General features: G+C 63.1%; 34 protein-coding genes. 30 read left to right on the top strand and 4 right to left on the bottom strand.

Annotated features, from left to right (window positions below):
- Positions 1 to 269 precede the first annotated feature (269 nt).
- The gene (locus tag QO014_RS11715) at positions 270 to 440 is read left to right on the top strand and encodes a hypothetical protein (protein WP_266348894.1); all 171 of its coding nucleotides are present in this window, start codon (positions 270 to 272) and stop codon (positions 438 to 440) included.
- A 49-nt stretch (positions 441 to 489) separates the two neighbouring features.
- Here QO014_RS11715 and QO014_RS11710 read toward each other — a convergent pair whose 3' ends face one another.
- A complete protein-coding gene (locus QO014_RS11710; protein ID WP_266348893.1) occupies positions 490 to 780 on the bottom strand; it encodes a hypothetical protein in 291 nt (96 codons plus the stop codon).
- A 38-nt stretch (positions 781 to 818) separates the two neighbouring features.
- Between QO014_RS11710 and QO014_RS11705 the strand changes: the two genes are divergently transcribed.
- The 11 genes from QO014_RS11705 (at position 819) to QO014_RS11655 (ending at position 8,591) form a co-directional block, all read left to right on the top strand.
- Positions 819 to 1,289, top strand: a complete 471-nt coding sequence (locus QO014_RS11705) for a hypothetical protein (protein WP_266348892.1) — start codon at positions 819 to 821, stop codon at positions 1,287 to 1,289.
- Between the two features lie 15 nt (positions 1,290 to 1,304).
- Positions 1,305 to 2,639 (top strand): DUF2213 domain-containing protein, encoded by a 1,335-nt coding sequence (locus QO014_RS11700; RefSeq protein ID WP_266348891.1) that lies wholly within the window; start codon positions 1,305 to 1,307, stop codon positions 2,637 to 2,639.
- Positions 2,640 to 2,668: 29 nt separating this feature from the next.
- Positions 2,669 to 3,166: a structural cement protein Gp24 gene (locus QO014_RS11695; RefSeq protein WP_266348890.1), complete on the top strand. Its 498-nt coding sequence runs from the start codon at positions 2,669 to 2,671 to the stop codon at positions 3,164 to 3,166.
- A 104-nt stretch (positions 3,167 to 3,270) separates the two neighbouring features.
- Complete coding sequence (locus tag QO014_RS11690) at positions 3,271 to 4,335, top strand: DUF2184 domain-containing protein (RefSeq protein WP_266348889.1); 1,065 nt, start codon at positions 3,271 to 3,273, stop codon at positions 4,333 to 4,335.
- Positions 4,336 to 4,395: 60 nt separating this feature from the next.
- Positions 4,396 to 4,785, top strand: a complete 390-nt coding sequence (locus QO014_RS11685) for an STY1053 family phage-associated protein (RefSeq protein WP_266348888.1) — start codon at positions 4,396 to 4,398, stop codon at positions 4,783 to 4,785.
- The gene (locus QO014_RS11680) at positions 4,782 to 5,171 is read left to right on the top strand and encodes a DUF4054 domain-containing protein (RefSeq protein ID WP_266348887.1); all 390 of its coding nucleotides are present in this window, start codon (positions 4,782 to 4,784) and stop codon (positions 5,169 to 5,171) included. The genes QO014_RS11685 and QO014_RS11680 overlap by 4 nt, the downstream gene beginning before the upstream one ends.
- Positions 5,168 to 5,659 (top strand): hypothetical protein, encoded by a 492-nt coding sequence (locus tag QO014_RS11675; protein ID WP_266348886.1) that lies wholly within the window; start codon positions 5,168 to 5,170, stop codon positions 5,657 to 5,659. The genes QO014_RS11680 and QO014_RS11675 overlap by 4 nt, the downstream gene beginning before the upstream one ends.
- A 1-nt stretch (position 5,660) precedes the next feature.
- Complete coding sequence (locus QO014_RS11670; protein ID WP_266348885.1) at positions 5,661 to 6,026, top strand: hypothetical protein; 366 nt, start codon at positions 5,661 to 5,663, stop codon at positions 6,024 to 6,026.
- Positions 6,023 to 6,646, top strand: a complete 624-nt coding sequence (locus QO014_RS11665) for a phage neck terminator protein (protein ID WP_442358274.1) — start codon at positions 6,023 to 6,025, stop codon at positions 6,644 to 6,646. Before QO014_RS11670 ends, QO014_RS11665 begins: the two co-directional genes overlap by 4 nt.
- Positions 6,643 to 8,124 carry a DUF3383 domain-containing protein gene (locus tag QO014_RS11660; RefSeq protein ID WP_266348883.1) on the top strand — a complete coding sequence of 494 codons (1,482 nt, stop codon included), beginning with the start codon at positions 6,643 to 6,645 and terminating at the stop codon, positions 8,122 to 8,124. The genes QO014_RS11665 and QO014_RS11660 overlap by 4 nt, the downstream gene beginning before the upstream one ends.
- Before the next feature lie 11 nt (positions 8,125 to 8,135).
- The gene (locus QO014_RS11655; protein ID WP_266348882.1) at positions 8,136 to 8,591 is read left to right on the top strand and encodes a phage structural protein; all 456 of its coding nucleotides are present in this window, start codon (positions 8,136 to 8,138) and stop codon (positions 8,589 to 8,591) included.
- Here the strand turns inward: QO014_RS11655 and QO014_RS11650 are convergent.
- Positions 8,588 to 8,740 carry a hypothetical protein gene (locus QO014_RS11650; protein WP_266348881.1) on the bottom strand — a complete coding sequence of 51 codons (153 nt, stop codon included), beginning with the start codon at positions 8,738 to 8,740 and terminating at the stop codon, positions 8,588 to 8,590. The genes QO014_RS11655 and QO014_RS11650 overlap by 4 nt on opposite strands.
- 49 nt (positions 8,741 to 8,789) lie before the next feature.
- On the opposite strand from QO014_RS11650, the gene QO014_RS11645 reads away from it, so the two are divergent.
- Genes QO014_RS11645 through QO014_RS11630 form a run of 4 tightly spaced genes read left to right on the top strand, consistent with a single transcriptional unit; the run spans position 8,790 to position 11,908 of the window.
- A complete protein-coding gene (locus QO014_RS11645; protein WP_266348880.1) occupies positions 8,790 to 9,227 on the top strand; it encodes a phage tail assembly chaperone in 438 nt (145 codons plus the stop codon).
- A gap of 47 nt (positions 9,228 to 9,274) precedes the next feature.
- Positions 9,275 to 9,424 (top strand): DUF6889 family protein, encoded by a 150-nt coding sequence (locus tag QO014_RS11640; protein WP_266348879.1) that lies wholly within the window; start codon positions 9,275 to 9,277, stop codon positions 9,422 to 9,424.
- Positions 9,417 to 11,381: a phage tail tape measure protein gene (locus QO014_RS11635; protein WP_266348878.1), complete on the top strand. Its 1,965-nt coding sequence runs from the start codon at positions 9,417 to 9,419 to the stop codon at positions 11,379 to 11,381. Before QO014_RS11640 ends, QO014_RS11635 begins: the two co-directional genes overlap by 8 nt.
- A 26-nt stretch (positions 11,382 to 11,407) precedes the next feature.
- A complete protein-coding gene (locus tag QO014_RS11630) occupies positions 11,408 to 11,908 on the top strand; it encodes a phage baseplate protein (protein WP_266348877.1) in 501 nt (166 codons plus the stop codon).
- On the opposite strand, the gene QO014_RS11625 is transcribed toward QO014_RS11630, so the two are convergent.
- Positions 11,905 to 12,276, bottom strand: coding sequence for a helix-turn-helix domain-containing protein (locus QO014_RS11625; protein WP_266348876.1), 372 nt, complete (start codon positions 12,274 to 12,276; stop codon positions 11,905 to 11,907). The two genes, QO014_RS11630 and QO014_RS11625, sit on opposite strands and share 4 nt — an antisense overlap.
- Before the next feature lie 17 nt (positions 12,277 to 12,293).
- Positions 12,294 to 12,548: a type II toxin-antitoxin system RelE family toxin gene (locus QO014_RS11620; protein WP_266348875.1), complete on the bottom strand. Its 255-nt coding sequence runs from the start codon at positions 12,546 to 12,548 to the stop codon at positions 12,294 to 12,296.
- 63 nt (positions 12,549 to 12,611) lie between these two features.
- On the opposite strand from QO014_RS11620, the gene QO014_RS11615 reads away from it, so the two are divergent.
- The 14 genes from QO014_RS11615 to QO014_RS11550 all read left to right on the top strand — a co-directional run bounded on the left by QO014_RS11615 (position 12,612) and on the right by QO014_RS11550 (position 22,929).
- Entirely contained in the window at positions 12,612 to 12,926 is a 315-nt protein-coding gene (locus QO014_RS11615) for a phage baseplate plug family protein (protein ID WP_266348874.1), read from the top strand.
- A complete protein-coding gene (locus QO014_RS11610; protein WP_407660752.1) occupies positions 12,926 to 13,870 on the top strand; it encodes a phage protein in 945 nt (314 codons plus the stop codon). The genes QO014_RS11615 and QO014_RS11610 overlap by 1 nt, the downstream gene beginning before the upstream one ends.
- Positions 13,870 to 14,532 (top strand): Gp138 family membrane-puncturing spike protein, encoded by a 663-nt coding sequence (locus QO014_RS11605; protein WP_266348872.1) that lies wholly within the window; start codon positions 13,870 to 13,872, stop codon positions 14,530 to 14,532. The genes QO014_RS11610 and QO014_RS11605 overlap by 1 nt, the downstream gene beginning before the upstream one ends.
- Positions 14,529 to 14,882 carry a contractile injection system sheath initiator gene (locus QO014_RS11600; protein WP_503128677.1) on the top strand — a complete coding sequence of 118 codons (354 nt, stop codon included), beginning with the start codon at positions 14,529 to 14,531 and terminating at the stop codon, positions 14,880 to 14,882. Before QO014_RS11605 ends, QO014_RS11600 begins: the two co-directional genes overlap by 4 nt.
- A complete protein-coding gene (locus QO014_RS11595) occupies positions 14,882 to 16,051 on the top strand; it encodes a baseplate J/gp47 family protein (RefSeq protein WP_266348870.1) in 1,170 nt (389 codons plus the stop codon). The genes QO014_RS11600 and QO014_RS11595 overlap by 1 nt, the downstream gene beginning before the upstream one ends.
- Positions 16,051 to 16,752, top strand: coding sequence for a DUF2612 domain-containing protein (locus QO014_RS11590; protein ID WP_266348869.1), 702 nt, complete (start codon positions 16,051 to 16,053; stop codon positions 16,750 to 16,752). Before QO014_RS11595 ends, QO014_RS11590 begins: the two co-directional genes overlap by 1 nt.
- 19 nt (positions 16,753 to 16,771) lie before the next feature.
- Positions 16,772 to 18,034: a glycine-rich domain-containing protein gene (locus tag QO014_RS11585; protein WP_266348868.1), complete on the top strand. Its 1,263-nt coding sequence runs from the start codon at positions 16,772 to 16,774 to the stop codon at positions 18,032 to 18,034.
- 10 nt (positions 18,035 to 18,044) lie between these two features.
- Positions 18,045 to 18,569, top strand: a complete 525-nt coding sequence (locus tag QO014_RS11580) for a DUF4376 domain-containing protein (RefSeq protein ID WP_266348867.1) — start codon at positions 18,045 to 18,047, stop codon at positions 18,567 to 18,569.
- A complete protein-coding gene (locus QO014_RS11575; RefSeq protein ID WP_266348866.1) occupies positions 18,569 to 19,006 on the top strand; it encodes a DUF7338 family protein in 438 nt (145 codons plus the stop codon). The genes QO014_RS11580 and QO014_RS11575 overlap by 1 nt, the downstream gene beginning before the upstream one ends.
- Positions 19,003 to 19,131: a hypothetical protein gene (locus QO014_RS11570; RefSeq protein ID WP_266348865.1), complete on the top strand. Its 129-nt coding sequence runs from the start codon at positions 19,003 to 19,005 to the stop codon at positions 19,129 to 19,131. The genes QO014_RS11575 and QO014_RS11570 overlap by 4 nt, the downstream gene beginning before the upstream one ends.
- 73 nt (positions 19,132 to 19,204) lie before the next feature.
- A complete protein-coding gene (locus QO014_RS11565; protein WP_266348864.1) occupies positions 19,205 to 19,468 on the top strand; it encodes a spike base protein, RCAP_Rcc01079 family in 264 nt (87 codons plus the stop codon).
- 3 nt (positions 19,469 to 19,471) lie between these two features.
- A complete protein-coding gene (locus QO014_RS11560) occupies positions 19,472 to 21,529 on the top strand; it encodes a hypothetical protein (protein WP_266348863.1) in 2,058 nt (685 codons plus the stop codon).
- A 306-nt stretch (positions 21,530 to 21,835) separates the two neighbouring features.
- Complete coding sequence (locus QO014_RS11555) at positions 21,836 to 22,678, top strand: glycoside hydrolase family 19 protein (protein ID WP_266348862.1); 843 nt, start codon at positions 21,836 to 21,838, stop codon at positions 22,676 to 22,678.
- Positions 22,675 to 22,929 carry a hypothetical protein gene (locus QO014_RS11550; RefSeq protein WP_266348861.1) on the top strand — a complete coding sequence of 85 codons (255 nt, stop codon included), beginning with the start codon at positions 22,675 to 22,677 and terminating at the stop codon, positions 22,927 to 22,929. The genes QO014_RS11555 and QO014_RS11550 overlap by 4 nt, the downstream gene beginning before the upstream one ends.
- Positions 22,930 to 23,047: the final 118 nt, after the last annotated feature.

Here is a 23,047-nt window from a genome sequence, read left to right as displayed (position 1 = left end):
GCCAGTCCCGGATGATTCGACGGATGGCCTCGGATCGGGAAGGTTTATCGGTCTCGGACGCCGCAAAAGCGTCAATGCCATCTAAGTCAAGCCGTTGAAGGCGTGATCTGACAAGCTCGGAATCGATAGGAGGGCGACCGACCTTCGGAATTTTTGTGCTCATCAATTGACGTGCATCGAATTTATGAGCATAAAAATAAACGAGCCGAGATGAGGGTGCAACCTCAATCTCGGCCCTAACCGAAGCCGATCATATGAGGATCGAACTAATGGCTGCTCACCAGTCTATCACGCATGGACGCTCGACCAAGGCCGCCGCCGCCGTGGCACTCATTCTTCTCAAGGCGACGTTGGTCGCCGTTGACCTTGACGATGGCGGTACGGGTATCACCGTCGTCTTCAATGGCCCGGTTCTTTCGGGCGGGGAAGTCGTCAGGTAGTTCATAGCCGACCCCAGGGTGTCGCCTTGGGCGATTGAGAGAGAAGACCCTAGAACTGCTGCCCGTTGATAAGGCGCGATGCCGGCGGCTCGAAATCGAGCGCGGATTCGGCAATGCCTGACGCAGGATCTTCACCGGCTGCAATGCGTTTGAGCGCATCCCGGTAGTGCACGATGACTTCGGCTGCCTCCCATTCTGTCGTTTCCTCGGGAACGCAGGTGGGGACGGCGATCACCTTCCCGAGCGGCCTATTGCCCTCGTTCATGAATGAGGCGGCTGAGGCCGCCATATCCCGCAGTTCTTCCAGCAAATCGTCAACATCATACGGCGTGCTCGACATGGGCGCGGCGGCTCTGCTCATCCATTGGAGGATGCACCATGGTTCTTCCCGCATACGTCCGCAAGGGCAAGGCCTCCGCTGCGGTTGGCGATTTCGCCTCCCTTGCCGTCACGGGCGGCGCGACAGTCGGCGGCATGGCCACCGTTACCGGCCTGCTCACGGCCACCGCGAATCTCGCCATCGGCGGATTCGAGGTCCAGTCTGCAGCCGACGCGCTCACGGCCTATGCGGGCGGCGGCCAGACCAATGCGCTGCAACTGGCCAAGGGCGTCAACCGCATCTCGACCGTCGCGACGGCGGCGGACTCCGTGAAACTGCCCGCAAGCGTCGCCGGCATGGTCGTGTTCGTCATCAACGGCGCCGCATCGAACTCGATGCAGGTCTTCGGTGCCGGAACCGACACGATCAATGACGTCGCCACCGCCACGGGCGTTGCCCAGGCAGCGGGCAAGTCGGCCGTCTACATCTGCCCGGTCGCGGGCAAATGGTACCGCGTTCTGTCGGCCTGACCCGGAAGAACCGCCATGTGGTTCCTGCCGGAGGAAAAGATCGGCCTCACCAGATATCGCACGCCGGAGGGGTTCCTGGTCTGCGAGTCCGTCCCGATCGCGCGCACCGGCATCATGGCTTACGGGCCGGGAGAAATCCCGATCGAGCCGGGTACGGACGGCATTATCCGGATCGAGCGCTCTGAGAGCGATGTGTTCGACCCGAAGACGATCGCATCTTTCGCCGGCAAGCCGGTGACCGACGATCATCCTGACGAGGATGTGACCCCGGCTAACTGGTCACAGCTCGCCAAGGGCGAAATCCACAATCCACGGCGCGGCGATGGGATCTGGTCCGATTGTCTCGTGGCGGACCTCTTCATCAAGGACGAGAACGCGATCCAGATCGTCCTCGACGGCAAGGTTGAAGTCTCGTGCGGCTATGACGCCGATTATGAGCAGATCGCCCCCGGCCGAGGGCGCCAGCACAACATCATCGGCAATCATGTCGCCCTGGTCGAGAACGGCCGGTGCGGTCCCAGATGCTCCATAGGAGACAAATCCATGACGGCGAAGAAGAGCTTCGCGGACCGCATCCGGGCCGCGTTCAAGGCACGCGACGTGGCCGAAGAAGAGTTGGAGGAGGCGCTGAAGGAAGGCGTCCCCGCCGGCGAAGAGGCCAATGGCGCAACGCATGTGCATGTTCATCTCAACGGCGGCGAAACCAAGGCTGTCGAAGCCGAGAAGGCCGCGGACGAGGGTGAGCCGGCAGACCCGATCGAAGCCCGTTTTGGAAAGATCGAGGCCGCGATCACCGCCATCGCCGAACAGGTCGGCAAGCTGGTCCAGGCTGAGAAGGCCGAAGCCGAAGTCACCAATGCCGATGAAGACCCGGAGAAGAAGGAAGGCGACGACGCGACCAAGGATGAGGACGTGCTCGAGGAAGGCGACGTCACGCCGGCCAAGACCGCCGATGCCGCCGGGCTCGCCTCCGAATTCACCGATACCATCGCACGGATCGAAATCCTTCTGCCCGGCACGCGCGTTCCGACCTTCGATGCCAAGGCCGACGCCAAGAAGGTGCGCGACAATCTGTGCGCCCTCCGCCGCAGGGCCATGACCCAGGCGCTCGATGACAGCCGCGCTTCGGCGTTCGTGAAGCCGTTCGCGAAGGACGCCGCCGCCATCAAGGCCATGACGTGCGATGCCGCGAAAACCGCCTTCATCGCGGCGTCCGAAGTTGCCAGCGTCACGAACAACTTCTCGGCGATCGGCGCCGACAAGGCGACCCGAGACGCTAGCAATGTCGGGGTCAAGAGTATCGCCGACATCAATAAGGCGCATCGCGATTTCTGGGCCGCCCGGTCCTGAAGCACTCCCGCAGCCAAGGAAACTGAACCATGGGTAATGCAATCACCTACCGCATGGCGGCCGGAGTGCCCGGCGCCGTGAACCGTGTCGAACACGCGACGATCACCCCCGAGGTCATCGATTCCGGTACGCCTCCGACCGTCTATGGTGCCTTCGTGAAGGTCGTCACCGGCAAGATCCAGCCGTTGGCCTCCGGCGATGCCGGCACCGTCGCCAAGGGCCTTCTCGTCCGCCCGTTCCCGACCTCCGGAAACGGCACCGACGGTCTTGGAACATCGACCCCTCCGACATCCGGTATCTGCGACGTGCTCCGTCGTGGCTACATCATGGCGACGCTAAAGCTCGGCACCGCCGCCAAGGATGGCCAGGTCTATGCGGTCACCACCGCGGGCGGTTCGGTCGTGGTCGGTGATATCGTCACCTCCGCGTCGCCGGCTGGCGGCGGCACCGGCGTGGCGGTCACCAACGCGTTCTTCACGGGCCCGGCCGATGCCGGCGGCATTGTCGAGATCGCCTACAACATCTGATCCGACGGCCCAAAGCGGCCGTCCTTCCCCCGCCTCGAACCGCCCTTAGGCAAGGCAAGTGGCGCGTCATCACGACGGGCCCGTCCCTTGATGGAGCCTCCTTCATGTCATTCCATGCCCGCAGCTTCGCAGGGTCGACGGCGCTCACCCCGTCCCGCCCTGCGCTGATCCGTGCTCGCACCCGCGACGCGGCCCTTACCTATGACCGTCGCACCGTGGACAGCACGGGCGCCTTCCTCATCGGCGAACTGGAGCGTCTGGACCAGACCCTCCATATGCCGCTGGTGTCGGTCACCTGGTCCCGCGATATCGACCTCCGCGAGGATGTGTCGATCGCCGATGAAACGTCGTCCTTCACGAACTCCTCGTTCGCGGCGGCAGGCGGCATCAATCCCGGCGGCAAGTCGTGGATCGGCAAGGACGCCAACGCAATCTCCGGCGTCTCGATCGATATCGGCAAGACGGCCAATCCTCTGTACCTCTGGGGCACCGAGGTATCGTGGACCTTGCCCGAGCTCGAATCGGCGATGAAGCTCGGCCGTCCGGTCGATGCGCAGAAGTTCGAGGCGATGCGCCTCAAGAACAACATGGACATCGACGAGATGGTCTATGTGGGCGACACGACGCTCACGAAATACGGTCTGGTCAACTCGACCGCCGTCACGAACGTGACCAACGTCGCCAATGGCGCCGGCGGCTCGCCGCTCTGGGCGAACAAGACCCCGGATGAAATCCTTCAGGACGTGAACGAGCTTCTGTCCAGCGTCTGGGCTGCTTCCGCCTGGGCGGTGATCCCGACGGAGCTCCGCCTGCCGCCGGCCCGCTACAGCTACATCGTCGCCAACAAGGTGTCGAACGCCGGTAACGTTTCGATCCTGAACTACCTCCGCGAGAACAACCTCGCTGCCTCGAACGGCCAGAAGCTGAATATCCAGCCGCTGAAGTGGCTGAACGGCTACGGCTCCGGTGGCACGGCGGGCGATGAAACCACGACCAGCCGCATGATGGCCTACACCAAGGACCCGCAGCGCGTCCGCTATCCCATGACCCCGCTGCAGCGCACGCCGCTCGAATACCGGTCGCTCTATCAGATGACGACCTATTTCGGGCGCCTCGGCGTCGTCGAGTTCGTCTATCCCGAGACGGCAGGATATCGCGACGGCCTCTGAGGCCGTCCCAGGGCCGGCGCGTAGGCGTGCCGGTCCCGTTCCCTTTGCCGGAGAGCCCGAATGTCGCAAATCACCGTCCTGACGCCGTTTCTGCTCAATCTCGGCGGCACGATCAGGAAGTTCGAAGCCGGCGTTGTTGAGGTGGATGAAGAGGTCGCCTCGCACTGGTACGTCAAGCTGTTTTCGGAACAAGTTGCCGAGCCGGAGCCCCAAGCCCCGGCGCCATCGGATGAAGCTCAGGGCGCGCCCGAGCCTGACCGCGGCGCTCATCCGGAAGAGTCATCCGTCGCCGTTGAGGATGATGGATCGACGCATGTCGACACGCCGGAAGATGTCGATGAGAAGACCGCTCTCAAGGCGGAAGCCGAAGGTCTCGGGATCGAGGTTGACGGCCGTTGGGGTGTCGCGCGGCTGATGGCCGAGATCGAGGCCAAGAAGAACGCCGCATGACCGTCACCGTCTCATCGTTCCGAGCTGACTTCCCAGAGTTCGCCAGCATCGTGACCTATCCGGATGCCATGGTGGCGTTCTGGTTGACCACGGCGGCCAAGCTCCTGTCGATCGACCGATGGGCTGAATTGCTCGATCTGGGCACCGAACTGTTCATCGCTCACAATCTGGCGCTCGGCGCGCGAGACCAGAAGGCAGCGGTGGCCGGCGGCATCGGCGGATCATCGGCCGGCCTTGTTGCTTCCAAGGCTGTCGACAAGGTCAGCGTGTCCTATGACACCGGCGCCGCTGCAATTGAGGGCGCGGGTGCGTGGAACCTCACGACCTATGGCACGCGCTACATCCAGCTTGCGCGGATGATCGGTGCCGGAGGCCTCCAGTTGTGACCATCAAGATCACTGTCGATCGCGTCGACGACCTGATGAAGGCCATCAAGAGCCTGACGCAGGACCGGGTGCTCGTGGGCGTCCCGGCCGACAAGGGCGAACGCCAGCCCGGCGATGAAGACGAAGGCCCGATCAACAATGCGGCCCTCGCCTATATCCACGACAACGGCGCGCCGGAGGCGAACATCCCAGCCCGGCAGTTCATGATCCCCGGAATCGAAAACGCCAAGGACGCCATCGCGAGCCGGCTCAAGGCAGGCGCCAAGAACGCTTTGCTCGGCAAAGTGGATGCGGCCGATATCGCGCTGAACCGGGCCGGGCTCATCGCCCAGAACTCGATCCGCAGCAAGATCGACGATGGGCCATTTACGCCCTTGGCGCCGGCCACGCTCGCCAATCGCAGGCGACGCGGCCGATCGGGTGAAAAGCCCCTGATCGACACGGCCCAGATGCAGCGCAGCATCACCTATGTGGTGAGGAAGAAATAGCATGCCCTTGCTGGACGTATCCGATGTGCTCGCGGACCCGGATTTCGCGGACACGCTCACCCTAACGCGCGCGACGCAATCGGTCGGATCAGACGGAATCGCGACTCGAGCCGAGGTGGTGAGCACCATTTCCGGTGTCGTTACTTCGAACAGCGGCGATGTCCTGAAGCGCTTCCCGGATATGGCGAGGGTCAGCGGTTCGATCCTCGTCCACACCACGGCCCGTCTCGTGGCGAGCGATGGCCCCACGGAGGCCGATCGGCTGACTTGGCAGGGCCGCGATTACACGGTGTCGGTGCTCAATGACTATTCGTCCTATGGCGCCGGCTTCGTCGTCGCGGGCTGCGAGCTGCTGCAACTGACATGAGCAACACGAGCGCCACGGGCGGCTATCTGGTTCCGACCGGAACGCCCCCGGCTGAAGACCTCGATCTGGCGAAGGCGCTGCAAGCCGCCGTGGCCGGCATCACCGGATTGCCCGGCGATTTGGTCCGTCCGCGTTGGCAACCGATCCCGCCACAACAGCCGGCCGCCGATATGACGTGGGCAGCCGTAGGTATTGTCCGCGCCACACCCGATGCCAACGCGTCGATCATGCATATCCCATCCGATGCCGGCGGGGATGGTGCCGATCATATGCAGCGGCATGAGACGATCGAGGCACTGGCTTCGTTCTACGGCCCGTCCGCCTCGGCCAATGCCGCCCGACTCCGCGACGGTCTCGCGCTGCCTCAGAACCGCGACATGATCCGAACCGCAACGACCGATGCGGGCGTCGATATCGGCATGTCGTTCATCGAATGCGGGACGGTCATCTCCGTTCCCGATCTCGTCAATCAAACGTGGCTTCGCCGCTGCGACCTCCCCCTCGTTTTCCGCCGTCGTGTCGATCGGGTCTACCCCGTCCTCAACCTGCTTTCGGCTGAAGGTACCATCGAAGCCGATTCCGGCCACATGCAATCCTGGGCAACGGAGCCATCCACATGACCGCAGGCCTTTCCGTCAGCGATGTCGTCAATGTCGACATCGTCATGTCCCCACTGGCGACGCCGTACCGCAATTTCGGCGCCGGCCTCGTCGTGGGCTCGACCAATGCAATCGATACGCGCGAGCGCATCCGCAGCTATGCGACGATCGACGGCGTTTCGGGCGACTTCTCGACCACGGACCCCGAGTACAAGGCCGCGCTGCGGTTCTTCTCCCAGAGCCCCCAGCCCGATCTCCTCTACATTGGCAAATGGGCCGCCACGGCGACGGCCGGCACGCTCAAGGGCGGCGTTCTGACGGCGTCCGAACAGGTCATCAGCAATTGGACCGCGATCACCACCGGATCGCTCAAGATCACGGTCAACGGCACGCTGAAGACGCTCACCGGGCTCGATTTCTCAGCCCAGACCAATCTCAACGGCGTCGCGACTGTCCTGACCACGGCGCTGTCCGGCGCGACGGTGGTGTGGAACGCCATCTATGGTCGGTTCGAGGTGACCAGCCCGACCACGGGCGCATCGTCGACCCTGACCTATGCCACAGCGGCCGGCTCCGGCACCGACATTTCGGCGCAGCTCAAGTTGACCTCCGGCCTTGCCTCGGCGCCCGTCGATGGCATCGTCGCAGAAACGCTTGTGACGGCCCTTCAGGCGCTCGCGAATGTTTCGGGGGATTGGTACGCGGCGCTGATCGCGGCGACGCTGCCGAGCAATTCTGACGTTCTGGCGGCGGCCTCCTATATCGAGGCCAGCGCCAAGAAGCGCATGCTCGGTATCACAGTGCAAGCCACCACGGCCATCGACGGCTCGTCGACCACGGATATCGGCTATCTGCTGAAGGTCGGCAACTACAAGCGGACATTCGTGCAGTACAGCACGTCGGACGCCTATGCGGTCGCATCCTTCTTCGGCCGTGCCGCCACGGTGAATTTTGATGGGTCCAACACGACCCTGACGATGAAGTTCAAGACCGAGCCCGGCATCGTTGCGGAAACGATCACCGAGACGCAAGCCGCCGCGCTCAAAGCCAAGCACATCAACGTCTTCGTCAACTACGACAACGGCGCCGCCATCATCCAGGAAGGCGTCATGTCGAACGGCTACTTCTTCGATGAAGTGCACGGCACCGACTGGCTGGAAAATCGCATCCAGACCGATGTCTGGAACCTGCTCTATACCAGCTCGACGAAGATCCCGCAGACCGACGCGGGAACCCACCTGATCGTCATCACGGTCGAGGCGGCTCTTGAACAGGCGGTCACGAATGGCCTCGTCGCGCCGGGCGTCTGGAACGCGGCCGGCTTCGGCCAACTCGCGCAGGGCGACACCCTGACCAAGGGCTACTACGTCTATGCCCCGCCGGTCTCGTCTCAGTCGCAGGCCGATCGTGAGGCGCGCAAGTCGGTCCCCATCCAGAGCGCAATCAAGCTCGCTGGCGCCGTGCATTCGTCTGACATCACCATCAACGTCAATCGGTAAGGGCCAGGCTCATGAGCGGCACGTATAGCTTTCTCGACGTACAGGCGGCCATCGAGGGGCCCGGAGGGAAATTTGAGCTTGGTTCGGGATCCGGCAATGCGGAAGAGGGCATCACGATCGCCCGCGCCGAAGACAAGAACACCCTCACTATGGGCGCCGATGGTTCCGGCATGCATTCGCTGCACGCCGGCCGGCATGGAACGGTGACGATCACGCTGCTCAAGACCTCTCCGAGGAACCAGCAGCTCATGACGATGTACAATTTCCAGCAGACCAGTTCGGCGAATTGGGGCCAGAACTTCATCTCGATCCGGAATTACATTTCCGGCGACGGAACGACCGCCAAGGCCTGTGCCTTCAAAAAGGTCCCGGACCTCACCTACGCGAAGGACGGCAACACGCACCAGTGGGTGTTCGATGCCATCGCGATCGATACCATTCTCGGCAGCGGCACGCCGGAACTCTAATGGGAACCGTAGTCAGGCTGGTATTCGCTCGCGTGGATGAGGGCGCCGACAAATTCGTCGATTATGCTTTGGGCCGCCACGGTGTGGATGCCATGGCCATAAGTGGCGAGTATCTGACCATCAAGTGCCGCGTCGCGCTCATCAGCCATCCAATTTGCCGAGTCATCACCTTGCGATATGAACCAGTGGAGGGTCCCCATGGCTGAATTCGAAGTCGCGGGCGTTCAGTACAATTCCCGCAAGATGGACGCCTTCCAGCAGTTCCACGTCGCGCGCAAACTGGCGCCGGCCGTGGCGCCGTTCATGAAAGCGATCGGCCCTATGCTGGTCGCCAGTCAGGCGGCCGAAACGCAGCCGGCCGCACTGGTCGAAAGTCTTCTCCCCCTCATGCAGGCCATCTCGGACATGCCGGCCGATGACTGCGACTTCATCGTCCAGAGTTGTCTTTCGGTGGTGAGCCGCAAGCAGGCCGGCGGCGGTGGATGGGCGCCGGTGTGGAACAAGGACGCCAAGGTGTTCATGTTCGACGATATCGACATGACGGCGATGCTCGCCATTGCCGCTCAGGTGATCCGCGAGAACGTCGGGTCTTTTTCACGCGCCCTTCCGTCAGTCTTGAGCACCGCGGGCCGGTAGGGCCGAAAATCGACTTTGCCAGGCTCCCAGACGGGGAGGACTGGATCATGCGGCCGGTGCTCCGAAATCTCTGCCGCTACGAAAGCCTGATCGACGGATCGATTGACCTCGTCGACGTGGCCCGCATGAACGACGCCCTCGACGTTCAGGACGAAAACGCAGCCCGATACCGCGAGGCGACAAAGTCGAATGGCTGACGAAAACGTCCTCCGCGAATATCTGATCGCGCTCGGCTTCAAGGTCGACGCGCAGAGTGAAAAGCGGTTCCAAGGGTCGCTTGAGGCGGCGGCGAAGACGGCAGCGGCCGTTGCGGCTGGCCTAACGGCGGCGGCGACAGCCATCGCGGCAACCGTCGTCAAGATCGCCAGTGGGTTCGACGACCTCTACTTCTCTGCCCAGCGGACCAACACGTCCGTCACGCAGATCAAGTCGCTGACCTATGCCCTGTCGCAGATCGGCGGCACGGCATCTCAGGCCACTGGAGCGATCGAGGGGATTGCCCGCGCTTTGCGGACCAACCCCGGAACCGAAAGCCTCGTGCGGTCTCTCGGCGTCGATACGCGGGACGCATCGGGCAACCTGCGCGACACGGTCGATATCCTTATCGACATGAACAAGGCTTTGGAAAAGAAGCCTTACTATGTCGCGGCACAGTATGCCGCCGCGCTCGGGCTTGACGAGCAGACGTTCTATGTCATCCGCACCCGCGCGGAAGAGATCAAGAAGTACCAGGAGGAGTACCGCAAGCGCGCCGCCGAGATGGGCGTGGACCCGGACAAGGCCGCGAAGGCCGCGAACGAGCTGATGACGAACTTCCGCGACCTGCAAATGCAGATCGGGTTGGTCATCGACAAAATCGCGCTCGACCTCGGGCCGACGATCACCGGCTACATGAACGAACTCAGCCTGTGGATCGCCAAACACAAAGACGAGATCATTCAGGCGGTCAAGAATATCTCGGATGCGTTCGTTGCTCTCGCAAAGGCTATCCCTCCAGCGGTTGGGGCTCTCCAGCCTCTTCTTCAGGGATTCAACGACCTGACGCAGTCGCTTATCGGCGAGAACGGGTTTCAGGCAGCTCTTGAGATTGTCCTGCTCTACATGACCGGGAAGTGGCTTCTCGGGATGCTCGGCGTCCTCGGGAAGGTCAATATCCAGTTGGCCGCGGCAATGGCGCTTGTGGCCGGGGCCGAATGGCTGACGAAGGACATTCCCCGCGATATCAAGCAGGACCCTGCGACGGGTCTTTACTACAACGGGTATTCAAGCCAGCCGCAAAACGGCGGCGGCGGCGAAAGCTGGTGGTCGCGCCGGCCTCAATGGATGGGTGGTAGCGGCGGTTGGTTCGGCAGCAAGAGCGGTGGGAAGTCTGGCAAGCCGATCAGCGCGACGGACCTATCCATCTCGCCGGAAGGCCGCGCGCTTCTCGATACGATTGGGGCGACCGAATCCCCCGGCTATGACGTGATGTATGGCGGTGGCAAGTTCACCGACTTTTCCGACCATCCACGTCAGCCCAAGGTCATCACCTCCGGCCCCAACGCCGGAAGGACGAGCACCGCAGCGGGCCGCTATCAGTTTCTCGCATCGACGTGGGACCAGATCAAGAACGAGACCGGATTGCCGGATTTCAGCCCAGAAAGCCAAGACAAGGCCGCATGGTACCTGGCGCAGAAACAGTACAAGAAGATGACGGGCCGCGATCTTGAGACCGATCTGAAGAGCGGCGACAAGGATGTAATCGCCAATGCCGGCCGTGTCCTAAGCGGAACGTGGACATCTCTGCCCGGCGGAATAGAGCAGGGGCAGGGCGAAGGAACCATGATCGGCAACTTCAATGCGGCGCTCGAACGGGAGCGCGCGCGTGAAGCCGCCAATAAGCCGGCACCAGCCCCGGAGCCACCTAAGACAAAATGGCCGGACAACTACAAGCCATCCACCGACGACTATTGGTCCCCGCATACGTCGGCGCCCTTGCTGCCTGATAGCGTTGTCAACAACAGTGCATCGAGCAAGTCCGCAACGCTGCACCAGAAGACGGAAATCAACGTCTACGGCAGTTCGGACCCGACCATCACCGGGTTGCAGGTCGAGAAGGCTCAGGGTCGGATCAACAACAACATCCTGAGCAACGTGCAGGGCGCCGTTCAATGACTATCCTCGACGACGCCGTTGCCATCATGATCAAGCCGCGCCGGATCATCGGCACGGTCATCCCGGACGTTGTGGTGGAGGAGGTGGCTCGCGACAACCTGTTCGTCACGCAGCACCCGGTCGAGCAGGGCGCCTCCATCTCCGACCATGCCTTTTCCATGCCGGTGGAACTGGAGATGCAATGCGGCTGGTCGAATAGCACGGCCGGCTATGTGGGCTATATCGATCTGGTCTACCAGGAGATGCTTAGTCTCCAGGCGATGCGCGAGCCGTTTACGGTCTACACGCCATATCGCGCCTATCCGAACATGCTCATCTCCGCTCTGGAGCGCACGACGGATGAGCGGTCGCCGGGTGCCCTCTTGCTCCGCGTCGGCATGCGAGAAGTGATTATCGTCTCGACCGAGGTTGCGTCGATCGGCAACGCGAAAAGCTCTCAGGCGATCCCGCAGAAGACCACGACATCAGTTTCGGCCGGGACGAAGCAGGTCAAGCCATCGAATGGCTATGCCGGCAACGGTGCCTAGACAAGATCATCGATCGCTACACCGAGCGCATGAGCAATCGCTTTCATGGCGCCAATGCTGCCTTCTTTCTTTCCTGTCTCAATCTCCGACAGATAGGGGGGGCCTATTCCGGCAGATGACGCTAGGTCGCGAGCCGACATATTGCGGTATTGGCGCCAAACGCGGACAGGGCTTTCCCCGGCTAGCAAGCGGTCAACGACAGCAGCAGGGATAAGCTCTTCCTCACCAGCCGCCATACGGGCACGGAAGCGATGAACGGCGGCAACGTCGGCCGCGCTTTCGCCGGCTTCAACCATTGCGAGGTATTCGGCCTCTGGGATGACGGCAAGGCGCTCGCCAGCCGGCGTGGTGATGACCTGATAGGACATGGGCGGCCCTCCTTGGCCTAGTCGTATGCTTCCCCTCGCGGGGCAATTCGGATGATGGCGATCACGGAGCCATCCTCACTGAAGATCACGCGCCAGTCGCCAACGCGAAGGCGCTGGATGCCGGCCTCACCTTTCAACTCAGTCACGTTGTTGGCGAGCGCGGCGGGGTTGGCGGCATAGAGATCGATTTTCGCGCGGATCGTCTTGGCGACGTTCGCCGGGATTTTCCGGAGAGTCCGCAGGGCGTCTTTGCTGAATGCGATCTGTTTCATGGGCTAACTATAGCTATTAGCGAACTTATACGCAAGAGAAATGTTCTCTGAAAGCGAATTAATGTGACCACAACCTATGAAATCCCGCTTTCGGCAACGCCGCAGACGTTCTCCATCACGCTCGGGACAACGCAATATCGGCTGGGGCTGGCCTATCTCGACACGATCGAGGGCAGTTGGATCCTGAATATCTCGGACACGGACGGCAACAGCATTCTTGCTGGCGTTCCTCTCGTGACCGGCCACGACCTGCTCGAACAGTATGCCTATCTCGGTTTCGCCGGAGCGCTCTACGTCGCGACGGATGCCGATCTGGACGCGGTCCCGACCTTCGAGAACTTGGGCACGTCCAGCCATCTCTATTTTCAGGTCGACTGATGGCTCAGCAGTGGATTCGCGCCGTCAAGCTGACGGTCGGAGATGATAGCGAGGAGATGGACCTGTCCGCGTTGCGGATCAGGTTCCAAGTCAGGCAAGGCGATCTTCAGACCCCCAATTGGGCAGAGATCACGGTGACCAATCCGTCACCGAATACGATCGCGAAGGCGAAGAAGGAATACACGAAGGTCGCGCTCCAGGCCGGCTATGCCGAGAATTTCGGCACGATCTTCGAGGGCGAAGTCCGGCAGATCCGCAGCGGGCGCGAGAACCCGACCGATACCTACCTGACCATCCTCGCGACCGATGGCGGCAAGGCTCACAACTACGCCGTGGTCAACAAGACACTGGCGGCCGGCAATACCTTCCGGCAGCAGGTCGACGCCTGTCTGGAACCGATGAAGGCCATGGGCGTGAAGGTCGGCTATATCGCGGACCTCGGCTCGGCAAAAATGCCCCGCGGGACGGTGCTTTTCGGGATGGCGCGGGACTGCCTCCGCAACATTGCGCAGTCGACGAATACGAGCTGGTCAATCCAGAACGGTACGTTCCAGATGATCAAGAACGGGTCCTATGCGCCCGGTGACGCGATCGTGGTTAACAGCCGAACCGGGATGATCGGCCTGCCGACGCAAACTATCGACGGGATCGAGGTGATGATGCTCTTGAACCCGATGGTTCAGCCGGGGCGGCGCATCAAGATCGACCAGGCCAGCATTCAACAGGCCGCTTTGAGCCCGGCTTATACGGCCGAAGTCGCGAATTCGATGATTCCGAGCACGGCGGACGACGGCGTCTATCGGGTTCTGGTCGTGGACCATGCCGGCGATACCCGAGGCAACCCCTATTACACGACCGTGATCTGCATCCGGGCCGATGGGCAAGGCGTTGCCCCGATCGGCTTGGCCTCGCGCGGCATCGTGCTTGACCCGAGTGACCATTAATGGATCTTCGCCAGCGGTTCGCCGACCCGACAGAGCAGCAAGACGCAGCCGGCCGGGGGCTCCAGGCCGGCATGTGGACCGCCGTCCCCTGTACCATCGTCAGCGTCGATTACGGCAAGCAGACATGCTCCGTGCAGCCCACGCAGAAGGTCGCGGTGCGTAAACCGGACGGGTCGCAGGAATGGCAATCTCTGCCGGTCCTCCCCGATGCCCCGCTGCACTTCCCAGGCGGCGGCGGCGTATCGCTGACGTTCCCGGTGAAAGCCGGTGATGAAGCGCTGGCGATCATCGCCTCGCGTCCCACAGATAGCTGGCAACAGTCCGGTGGGGAGCAACAGCAGAACGCGCGCCGGATGCACGACCTATCCGATGCATTCGTGATGGTCGGGTTCCGCAGCAATCCAAAAGCGCTTTCGGGCATGTCGTCGGACGCGGTGCAGCTTCGCTCCGATGACGGATTGGCGTCGATAGCGCTGAAGCCAAACGGGCAAATGGACATCAACACGCCCGGCGCGATCAACATCGCGGCGGCTTCGGACGTCAACTACACCGGCACGATCAACGTCACGGGCGACATCGTCCTGAACGGGATCAGCCTCAAGACCCACAAGCATACCGGCGTCACGACGGGCGGCGACAACACAGGCGGGCCGGTCTCTTGAGATATCGCAAGGTTGACGAGAACGGAGACATGCTCTTCGGCAATGGGCAGCGCGACTATTGGCGCGACGTTCCGGAGGCCCCGGCTCATGCCGTCATGTCGCGACTCTATCTGTTCGAGGGCGAATTCTTTCTCGACATCACCGATGGCACTGCGTGGAAGACGCAGGTGCTCGGGAAGTATACCGGCGACACGCGCGACCCGGTTATTCGCGCACGCATTCTTGGCACCCAGGGCGTCGTGTCAATCGATGCCTATGACAGCAACCTGAACCGCGAAACGCGGGAATTCAAGGTCGCGTCCACCATCACGACCGTCTATGGGCAAACCGTCGTCACGGGGACTTTCTGATGGCCGCTCCGGTTTGCACGATCGATGAAACCGGCATCCACGTGCCGTCATACGACAGCGTTCTGGCCTATTTCCAGACCGAATTCCGCACCATCTACGGCAGCGACGTCGACCTCGGCAACGATACGCAGGACGGCCAGTGGGTGGCGATCCTCGCGCTCGGTCATTACGACGCCTGCACGATGGCCGCGGCGGTCTACAATTCGTTCTCGCCATCCACGGGGCAGGGCGCCGGCCTATCGAGCAATGTCAAGTTGAACGGCATTTCTCGCGCCATCCCGACCAATTCCATGGTCGACCTGACCATTGTGGGGCAGGCCGGGACGATCATCACGTCCGGCATCGCCTCTGATGGGACGAACCGCTGGTTCCTGCCGGCCTCCGTAACGGTCCCCCCAGGCGGCGAAATCGTTGTGACCGCGACGGCTGAGGACGCAGGGGCGATCACGGCAGCGTCTGGCACCATCACGACGATCGCGACGCCGACGCGCGGATGGCAGACCGTCACCAATGTTCTAGCGGCCGATCCGGGCGCTCCTGTCGAGAAAGACGCAGATTTGCGGCGCCGGCAGCGTGTATCGACCGCATTGCCGTCCTTGACCGTCTTGGAGGGCATCACGGGCGCCGTGGCGACGATCGAGGGCGTCACGCGCTATGCACCCTATGAGAACGACACGGATGTCACCGACGGCGATGGTGTGCCGGCGCACTCCATTTCGATGGTGGTTGAAGGCGGTGACGCTCAACTGATCGCCAATGCCATTGCGGCCAAGAAGACGCCCGGCGCCTATACCTATGGGACGACGGCGCAAACTGTCGTCGACCGGTATGGTCTGGCGCACACGATCCGGTTCTTCCGGCCGACGGCGAAGCGCGTCAAGGTTCGCATCGCTCTCACATCCATGATCGGCTACACGTCCGGGATCGGCGACGAAATCGCGGCAGCCGTGGCGGACTACATCACGGCGCTCGCCATTGGCGGGGATGTCTACCTGCACCGCCTCTATCTGCCGGCCAACCTCAATGGCGCGGCCGACGGCACGAAATACAACATCACCGCCCTGACGATCGCCTTTGATGGCGACGTGCTCGGCACCGCCGATCTGGTCCTGGCCTTCAACGAAGCCGCGATCTGTGACCCGGCCGATGTGACGCTCGTGGTGACGTAATGGCGACGTCTGAAGACTATGTCGGACTGATCACGTCCTACCATCGCGGGAAGCCGAAGTTCACCGCGACGATCGAAGTCAGCGCGGATGCCTCCGTCGCTCAACAGGACATGATCCGGAGCATCGTTGAGGCGTTTGACCTCGATGTCTCGATCGGGGCCCAACTCGACGTTGACGGCGAATGGATTGGGCGCAACCGATACATCAGCACGCCGCTCGATAACGTCTGGTTCTCGTGGGACACAGCCGGCCTCGGCTGGGAGCAGGGCGTCTGGAAGGGTCCGTACGACTCCACGACGGGCCTGACGCGGCTCGATGACGAGACCTACCGGCTTCTTCTCCGTGCCAAGATCGCCGCGAATTCTTGGGACGGCACGGTCGACGGCGCTCAGAACGCGCTCGATTACATCTTTGCCGATACCGGCACGATCGTCTTCGTCGAAGACCCGCAGGACATGACGATGACGGTTGGCATTGCCGGCGTCATCCCGTCCGCGCTGTTTCTGTCGATCCTGATCGGCGGGTACATCCCGCTCAAGCCGGCCGGCGTCAAGGTCAACTATTACCTGACCTCTGTCATGGGAGACCCGATTTTCGGGTTCGATGTCCCGTCTGAGGACGGTGTCCCGATCGCCGGATGGGATGAGGCCGCTTGGGCCGTCTCCCCGGAATACGCGCTGACGCACGACCTAGTGCCGTAGCCCTTCACCGGAGCATCATATGCCAACGAATGATTTCTTGCCGTGGGCCAGCGGCACGAGCCCCAATGTCATGGACCAGGCGACCTATGCCGGGTCGAGCGCGCGCACCGGCGGCGTTGTTGCGGGTACGGCGTCGTCCCTGCTCTACAACAAGGCACAGCGCCAGGCGGCCAATATGGCGGCGGCGATTGCGGCCTTCATTGTTCAGGAAGGTTACGACGCGCTCGACAATGCGGACGTTACCGCACTGAAGAACAACTTCATCAGCGCTCTTGGAGTGCTGATTGCAAGTGGTGCGACGCCGTTCGCCACGCTCGCCGAGGTCACGGCTGGAACCATCACTGGCAAGGCCGTCGATCCGGCCAAGTTGGCGGCTGCGGTTCAGGCTGGAACGTGGCGCTCCGCAATCGCTGGCGGCACCGCTAACGCTCTGACCCTGACGCTCGCTCCGGCCCCAACAGCCTATACGAGCGGGATGATCATCCCGGTCATTATCGGCACCACGAACACTGGAGCCGCGACGATCAACGTCAACGGCCTTGGCGCCAAATCGATCGTGAAACCGTCCGGTATCGCATTGACTGCGGGAGACCTGACGGCAGGGGCTCCAGCCCTGCTGATCTACAATGGCACATCATTCTCGCTTGCTGGCCTCACGAACAGGTCGCCGGGCGGGTCCTTGTTCACCGCAACGCCCGGCTCTGGCTCATTCACGGTGCCCGCCGGTGTCTACAAGATTTTCGTACGCGTCTGGGGCGCCGGGGGTGGCGGCGGCGGCGCATTTGCAACGTCCCCGACCAATATGGGCGCCTGCGGTGGAAGTGGCGGCGGATACTCTGAGGGCTGGTTGAGCACGACACCAGGCGCGTCGATCTCCTACACGGTTGGCGCGGCCGGGGCCGCCGGGTCCTACAACGGATCGACGGGCCTTCCCGGTGGCAACGGTGGCACGTCGTCGTTTGGTACGATTTCCGCCACGGGTGGGCAGGGCGGTCTTGGCGCGTCGAACAACTTCCCGACGCCGACTGCATCTCCTGGGGTGGGGTCTGGCGGCGATCTCAATCTCACGGGCGTTGGTGGCTGGACTGGTTTCAACTGCGGCACTGGCAACGTCGGCGGGGCCGGCGGCCCGGCGGCGGGCGGTGGCGGCGGGATCACGCTCGGTACGATCGGTACTGCCGGATATCCGGGGCAAGCCCCTGGTGGCGGCGGTAGCGGCGCGGCGGCGAGCGGAAACATTGGCGGTGCTGGCACTGCCGGCCAAATCATCGTGAGCTGGTAGGAGCCGCATCATGCAGTTTGCACGTATCCAGTCTGGCGCCGTTGTCGAGATTATCCCTGACATCGGCGTGCCGATCGTGGAACGGTTCAGCGCGGCGATCGTCGAAACTCTGATTGAATGCGGGGACGACGTCGCCGAGGGCTGGTCATATGACGGCGGCTCCTTCGCCGCGCCGACGGCTCCAGTGCCGAGCACGAGTGAACTCAAGGCCTATGCAGCGGCAAAACGCTGGCAGGTCGAGACCGGCGGGGTCATGGTCGATGGCGTCGACATCCGCACGGACGAGAAATCGCAGAACCGGGTCTCCGGAGCGGCGCTCCTCGCCATCAGCGACCCGGACCTCGCCACGATCGATTGGGAGGCACAGCCTGGCGTCTGGATTGAAGTCCCGGCCGCGACCATGAAGGCGATCGGCATCGCAGTCGGCCGGCACGTGCAGGCGTGTTTCTCGGCTCTCAAGGTGGTGCAGGCGGATATCGATGCCGGCACCATCACGACGATCGCTGAAATCGACGCCGCGGCTTGGCCGTCCTGATGATCATCATCCTTTGTGTTCTGGCGGCGCTCGCCATCCTCTGCGTGGTCATCCCCTCATGGCGATGGGCTATCTTCGGCAACGATGATGACGGCCTCTACGGCGATCCCGGCTGGGAGGTGGCGAATGCCCATAAATGGTGGGCTCGGCGCCGCTGGACCCTTGCCGTCGCGTGGTGGATCCGGAACCCGTTCCACAATCTCGTGTGGCACGTCCTCAACGTCGACCATGTCAAATCGATCTGGGTCAGTGACGAGCCCGGCGCCGTGGTGACGCGGCAATGGCCTCGCAAGACGCCGGGCCACATGTTCGCGCTTTATGACCTCCGGCCCTATGCCGCGTTCCGAGGCCCGAAGTGGGAAGGCTATTTCGGCTGGCGCGGGAGCGATGCGCTCCAGGCCCGGCCCGGCATCGCATTGCGGAGGACCAAGGCATGATCCGCATCACTCTCTTCCTCGCCGTCTTTGCCCTCGCGGCTTGCGCCACGCCACCGCAAGAGGGCCGCAATGCGCCCTATTGGGGCGAACTGGCTCAGGGCGTCGGGCAGGCCTACGGCAAGTAGGCCACTAGCCGCCCATCATTCCGGACGACCCTGCCGATGCGCGGGGCCATGACGCATTGCAGGAGCACGATCCATGCCCCAAATCGATCCGACAAAAGAGTACCAGTCGGGCCTCATTGGTCCGGCACGCCGGTTCTATCTTGTTGTGCCCTCCGATAGCGCCGATCTGCCGATCCGCCCACGAGCGCTCTATTGTTCGGTTGCCGCAATGGCGACGATGCGCGACGAGACCGGCACGGAAGTGCCATGTACGATCCCGGCCGGAGCAATCGTGGATATCCAGCCAGTTCGCATTTTGGCGGCCGGCTATTCCGGCACTCTGATCGCGCTGTACTGAACCATGCCCGGCATCGGACTTGGCCTCGGTCTTTGGCTATCATCGACGGTCCTCTCCACACCCGTCATTACGCCCGTGGCCCCGTTCGCGGCGACCGTGGCGCCGATGGCGTGCTGGTCGCTGCGCCGCGTCAACCCAAGCTATGCGGGCAATTGCCTGATGGCGAGCGGCGACGTCGCCACGACCAATGTGGCTTATGGCTTCGCCGCCGCCGGCAAGGACGCGCTGATCAACGGCGCCGCGCTCGACGCGCTCTATACGGCGAACCCGACGAACACCGAGCTTCGGTGCCGGACGCTCTATGACCAGGCGACGGTCGGGCCCTACAATCTCGTCTCGACCGCATCCACGACCGGCCAGCGGGTCAAGCGCGTTTCAGAGGGCGTCGGCGGATCGCCCGGCCTGCGCGCGCTCGCCCAGACGCAGGGCCTGACGACCAATTCCGCGGCCTCGACGGGCCCGTTCAATATCGGCGGCGCCACGGACAATCTCACCGTGATCCTGTCGCTGGCGATCTGCGGCTGGGGCGCAGCAGCACCCTTCGGGACATCGACGCCGGGCAGCGCGTCCAATGCGGCCGGAACGGCGCTGGGGTTTGGCGCGTCGACCTCCGAATTCCTGAGCCTTGCGGAGACCGACGACATCAACAGCGGCGAAGCCGTCTATGGCAGCGTCTGCATCCTCCGCGATGAGATCAACGCGATGTTCGAACGGTCCACGTCGTGGAACCGTCTGCGAACGATCGCCCTGAAGTTCGAAGGCCAGAAGGTCACGGGCTACATGGGGCAGACGAAGTGCTTCTCCTACACCATGTCGTTCAGCGCTCTTACCGGCGTCCGGCTCTGGCTCGGCTGCGCCTCCGGGCCGGTGGCCTCGGCCAATGCGGAGATCAAGGAGGCGATCGTCTATAACGCTGCCCTGTCGGACAATGAAATCCTCAGCATCATGAAGGAGGTCGGGACCTTCTGGGGCGCGCTGGGCGGGCCGATTGAAACGCTCGACACGAACCTCCTGCTCTGGGGGCAGTCGGAAATCGGCTGGCTGGAACAGGATGGCTGGTCGCTGCTGCGCGCGGAGTTGGCCAGCCTTCTGGGCGGATCTCCGGCCGTTCACCGCATACCGACGCAGGCCAACAATTTCACCGCCTTTGGCGGCTCGGCCTCCCAGCAAGGTTCGGTCGACACCGGCAGCGCGTCGAACTACTGGCGCGTCTATCCGCTCGTCGCCGGCGCGCCAGGTCGCGGACCGAATGGAACGACCGCCTATAACGCCGTCTCGGCCTATGCGACGAAGAATCGTCGCACGATCGCGATCTGCGACTGGGGACAGCAGGACGCTGCGGCCTTGGGCGGCGTCGCTACAGCGGCCACGAACACAGTCGGCAACCCGCTTTATGGCACGGCCACCAAGGCCGGGTTCAAGCAGGCGGTCAAAGACGAACTCGACGATCTCGAGGCCGCGCTTGGCCATCCGGTGGCGGCCGTCATTTACAACCTGCTGCATCTTCAGACGCCCGCCGGCAGCTATGCGGCTGGCTGGGAAACCGTGCGCCAAGCCCAGATCGAATTGGCGGCTGAAAGCAATGGCAAGATCTTGCTGCTGTGGGGGGCGAACGACGCGACACTGCGCGATTACATCCACTACGACACGACCTTCATCCAGACGAAATGGATCAAGCGCATCGCGCGCAAGGCCGCGAATGTGGCCAAGCCGTCACTCGGGCTCGTCGACCGCGGGCCGCGTTTCGTTTCAGCCAGTTTCACTGACGGCACGAAGACGGGGATCCGGGTCGCCATCGCGCATGTCGGCGGCACCGACATCAGCCCGTCGACGGGGATTTCCGGTTTTCGGGTTGTCGACACCGGCGGCGTCAAGACGATCGCTTCCGCTATCCGCGAGACCGCGACGACGATGCTGGTGTCCCTGTCGGCATCCTGCGTCGGCGCGACGACCATCCAGCTGCCATATGGCACGGATTACGACCTCGCGAACTACCCGGTCGACAATGCGAGCGGGGTGAACTGGCCGGTTGAGGGCTTCGGGCCGGTCACCGTCACATAGGCCTCGGGTGCAGCCGGAACCCGACATTCCGGCTCCCGCACCGGCAGACGAGTGCTCGGCGAAAGGGCGTGTCGGGCCCGATCGCCTCGGTATCGCGTCCAAGCTTTACCGCCACCGCGCGAAGATCCAGCCAGCCGTGGTGCTGGCACGCATTGCAATAGGCCGAGACCGCCACCTCATCGTCGATCAGGTCGCCAATCGTGCTGAGCGTATAGACGCGGCCTCGCTGCATGGGGCCGTTCTGACATGAGCCGGCGCCGGATGTCCACGGCGCAATAGCTAACCCCACATCATCGGAGACGAGACATGACTGCATATTCAGCGGCGGACCTTCGCGCACTCGCGCCGAAGGGCCTGCCGGCCATTCTGAACAGCCTCGCGCCGACACTCGGCCCGGTGCTCGCGAAATACGGCATCGATACGCCGCTGCGCTTTGCTCATTTCATCGCGCAGGCGGCGCATGAGACCGACGGCTTCAAGACGCTGATCGAATATGGCAGCGAGGCCTATTTCAACAAGCGCTATGGGCCGCAGACCAGCGTCGGCAAGCGGCTCGGCAATATCGAGCCGGGCGATGGCGCGCGCTTTCGCGGGCGCGGCATCTTCCAATGCACCGGCCGGGCGAATTATCGCTTCTACGGGCAGAAGATCGGCATCGACCTGGTGGGCGCACCCGACATGGCCGCGCAGCCGGCGAACTCGCTGGCGATCGCCTGCGAATACTGGAAGGCGAAGGGGCTGAACGCGCTTGCCGACCGCGACGATATCGAAGGGATTACCCGCAAGATCAATGGCGGGCTGAACGGCCTCGCTGATCGCAAGGCCTATCTGGCCAAGGCCAAGAAGATCTGGCCGGCCACGGCCGCGCCGAGGCCGGTGACGTCGGCGCGGGCCGATCCTCTTGCCGATATCGGGGTGCCCGCGCCGGCGCCGCTTCCCGATGCGCCGATCGCGCTCGAGGCGCCGCCGCCGCTCGCCGAATCCAAGACCGTGCTCGGCGCGATCACGGCGGTCTCGGGCTCGGGCGCGCTCGGGGTGCTCTCCTATGTGCAGAACCCGTATGCGCTGGCGGCCTTCGCGCTCGTGGTGGCGGCGGCCGGCTTCATCATCTGGCAGCGGGCAAGGCAGCGGAAGGCGTTCGGAACATGAGCGCGATTGCCGCGTGGTTCGCCACATCGCGCCTCGGGCGCTGGCTCGCGGCGGCCGGCGCGATCGCGCTCGCCATCGGCATTGCCGTTTTGAAGCTGCTCGCCATGGGCCGCGCACAGGAGCGCGCGACCCAACAGAAGGCCAAACTCCAAGCCATTTCGCAAAGGAAGAAGTCCGATGAGGATGTGGATCGCATGCGGGCTGCTGACGTTGATCAGTCTCTCCGCAAGTGGATGCGTGACGGCCGGTGATTTCTGCGACGTTTCGAGGCCTATCCGACCATCTGTGACCGATACGCTCTCGACCGAGACCGCGCGACAGATCCTCGCGCATGACGCCTATGGCGAGAAAGCTTGCGGCTGGAAATGA

The organism is Kaistia dalseonensis (genome assembly GCF_030814715.1).
Taxonomy (GTDB): Bacteria; Pseudomonadota; Alphaproteobacteria; order Rhizobiales; family Kaistiaceae; genus Kaistia; species Kaistia dalseonensis.
This window is presented reverse-complemented; position numbering and strand designations above follow the sequence as displayed.

What these genes read in the sequence shown, in the direction of transcription:
- QO014_RS11590 (WP_266348869.1), top strand. Translation starts at nt 16,051, where the DNA reads ATGGCGACGTCTGAAGACTATGTCGGACTGATCACGTCCTACCATCGC.
- QO014_RS11715 (WP_266348894.1), top strand. Translation starts at nt 270, where the DNA reads ATGGCTGCTCACCAGTCTATCACGCATGGACGCTCGACCAAGGCCGCC.
- QO014_RS11645 (WP_266348880.1), top strand. Translation starts at nt 8,790, where the DNA reads ATGGCTGAATTCGAAGTCGCGGGCGTTCAGTACAATTCCCGCAAGATG.
- QO014_RS11710 (WP_266348893.1), bottom strand. Translation starts at nt 780, where the DNA reads ATGTCGAGCACGCCGTATGATGTTGACGATTTGCTGGAAGAACTGCGG.
- QO014_RS11635 (WP_266348878.1), top strand. Translation starts at nt 9,417, where the DNA reads ATGGCTGACGAAAACGTCCTCCGCGAATATCTGATCGCGCTCGGCTTC.
- QO014_RS11595 (WP_266348870.1), top strand. Translation starts at nt 14,882, where the DNA reads ATGGCCGCTCCGGTTTGCACGATCGATGAAACCGGCATCCACGTGCCG.
- QO014_RS11705 (WP_266348892.1), top strand. Translation starts at nt 819, where the DNA reads ATGGTTCTTCCCGCATACGTCCGCAAGGGCAAGGCCTCCGCTGCGGTT.
- QO014_RS11620 (WP_266348875.1), bottom strand. Translation starts at nt 12,548, where the DNA reads ATGAAACAGATCGCATTCAGCAAAGACGCCCTGCGGACTCTCCGGAAA.
- QO014_RS11690 (WP_266348889.1), top strand. Translation starts at nt 3,271, where the DNA reads ATGTCATTCCATGCCCGCAGCTTCGCAGGGTCGACGGCGCTCACCCCG.
- QO014_RS11560 (WP_266348863.1), top strand. Translation starts at nt 19,472, where the DNA reads ATGCCCGGCATCGGACTTGGCCTCGGTCTTTGGCTATCATCGACGGTC.
- QO014_RS11650 (WP_266348881.1), bottom strand. Translation starts at nt 8,740, where the DNA reads ATGGCTGATGAGCGCGACGCGGCACTTGATGGTCAGATACTCGCCACT.
- QO014_RS11640 (WP_266348879.1), top strand. Translation starts at nt 9,275, where the DNA reads ATGCGGCCGGTGCTCCGAAATCTCTGCCGCTACGAAAGCCTGATCGAC.
- QO014_RS11660 (WP_266348883.1), top strand. Translation starts at nt 6,643, where the DNA reads ATGACCGCAGGCCTTTCCGTCAGCGATGTCGTCAATGTCGACATCGTC.
- QO014_RS11580 (WP_266348867.1), top strand. Translation starts at nt 18,045, where the DNA reads ATGCAGTTTGCACGTATCCAGTCTGGCGCCGTTGTCGAGATTATCCCT.
- QO014_RS11700 (WP_266348891.1), top strand. Translation starts at nt 1,305, where the DNA reads ATGTGGTTCCTGCCGGAGGAAAAGATCGGCCTCACCAGATATCGCACG.
- QO014_RS11695 (WP_266348890.1), top strand. Translation starts at nt 2,669, where the DNA reads ATGGGTAATGCAATCACCTACCGCATGGCGGCCGGAGTGCCCGGCGCC.
- QO014_RS11575 (WP_266348866.1), top strand. Translation starts at nt 18,569, where the DNA reads ATGATCATCATCCTTTGTGTTCTGGCGGCGCTCGCCATCCTCTGCGTG.
- QO014_RS11550 (WP_266348861.1), top strand. Translation starts at nt 22,675, where the DNA reads ATGAGCGCGATTGCCGCGTGGTTCGCCACATCGCGCCTCGGGCGCTGG.
- QO014_RS11585 (WP_266348868.1), top strand. Translation starts at nt 16,772, where the DNA reads ATGCCAACGAATGATTTCTTGCCGTGGGCCAGCGGCACGAGCCCCAAT.
- QO014_RS11630 (WP_266348877.1), top strand. Translation starts at nt 11,408, where the DNA reads ATGATCAAGCCGCGCCGGATCATCGGCACGGTCATCCCGGACGTTGTG.
- QO014_RS11625 (WP_266348876.1), bottom strand. Translation starts at nt 12,276, where the DNA reads ATGTCCTATCAGGTCATCACCACGCCGGCTGGCGAGCGCCTTGCCGTC.
- QO014_RS11565 (WP_266348864.1), top strand. Translation starts at nt 19,205, where the DNA reads ATGCCCCAAATCGATCCGACAAAAGAGTACCAGTCGGGCCTCATTGGT.
- QO014_RS11605 (WP_266348872.1), top strand. Translation starts at nt 13,870, where the DNA reads ATGGATCTTCGCCAGCGGTTCGCCGACCCGACAGAGCAGCAAGACGCA.
- QO014_RS11685 (WP_266348888.1), top strand. Translation starts at nt 4,396, where the DNA reads ATGTCGCAAATCACCGTCCTGACGCCGTTTCTGCTCAATCTCGGCGGC.
- QO014_RS11680 (WP_266348887.1), top strand. Translation starts at nt 4,782, where the DNA reads ATGACCGTCACCGTCTCATCGTTCCGAGCTGACTTCCCAGAGTTCGCC.
- QO014_RS11655 (WP_266348882.1), top strand. Translation starts at nt 8,136, where the DNA reads ATGAGCGGCACGTATAGCTTTCTCGACGTACAGGCGGCCATCGAGGGG.
- QO014_RS11610 (WP_407660752.1), top strand. Translation starts at nt 12,926, where the DNA reads ATGGCTCAGCAGTGGATTCGCGCCGTCAAGCTGACGGTCGGAGATGAT.
- QO014_RS11570 (WP_266348865.1), top strand. Translation starts at nt 19,003, where the DNA reads ATGATCCGCATCACTCTCTTCCTCGCCGTCTTTGCCCTCGCGGCTTGC.
- QO014_RS11670 (WP_266348885.1), top strand. Translation starts at nt 5,661, where the DNA reads ATGCCCTTGCTGGACGTATCCGATGTGCTCGCGGACCCGGATTTCGCG.
- QO014_RS11665 (WP_442358274.1), top strand. Translation starts at nt 6,023, where the DNA reads ATGAGCAACACGAGCGCCACGGGCGGCTATCTGGTTCCGACCGGAACG.
- QO014_RS11555 (WP_266348862.1), top strand. Translation starts at nt 21,836, where the DNA reads ATGACTGCATATTCAGCGGCGGACCTTCGCGCACTCGCGCCGAAGGGC.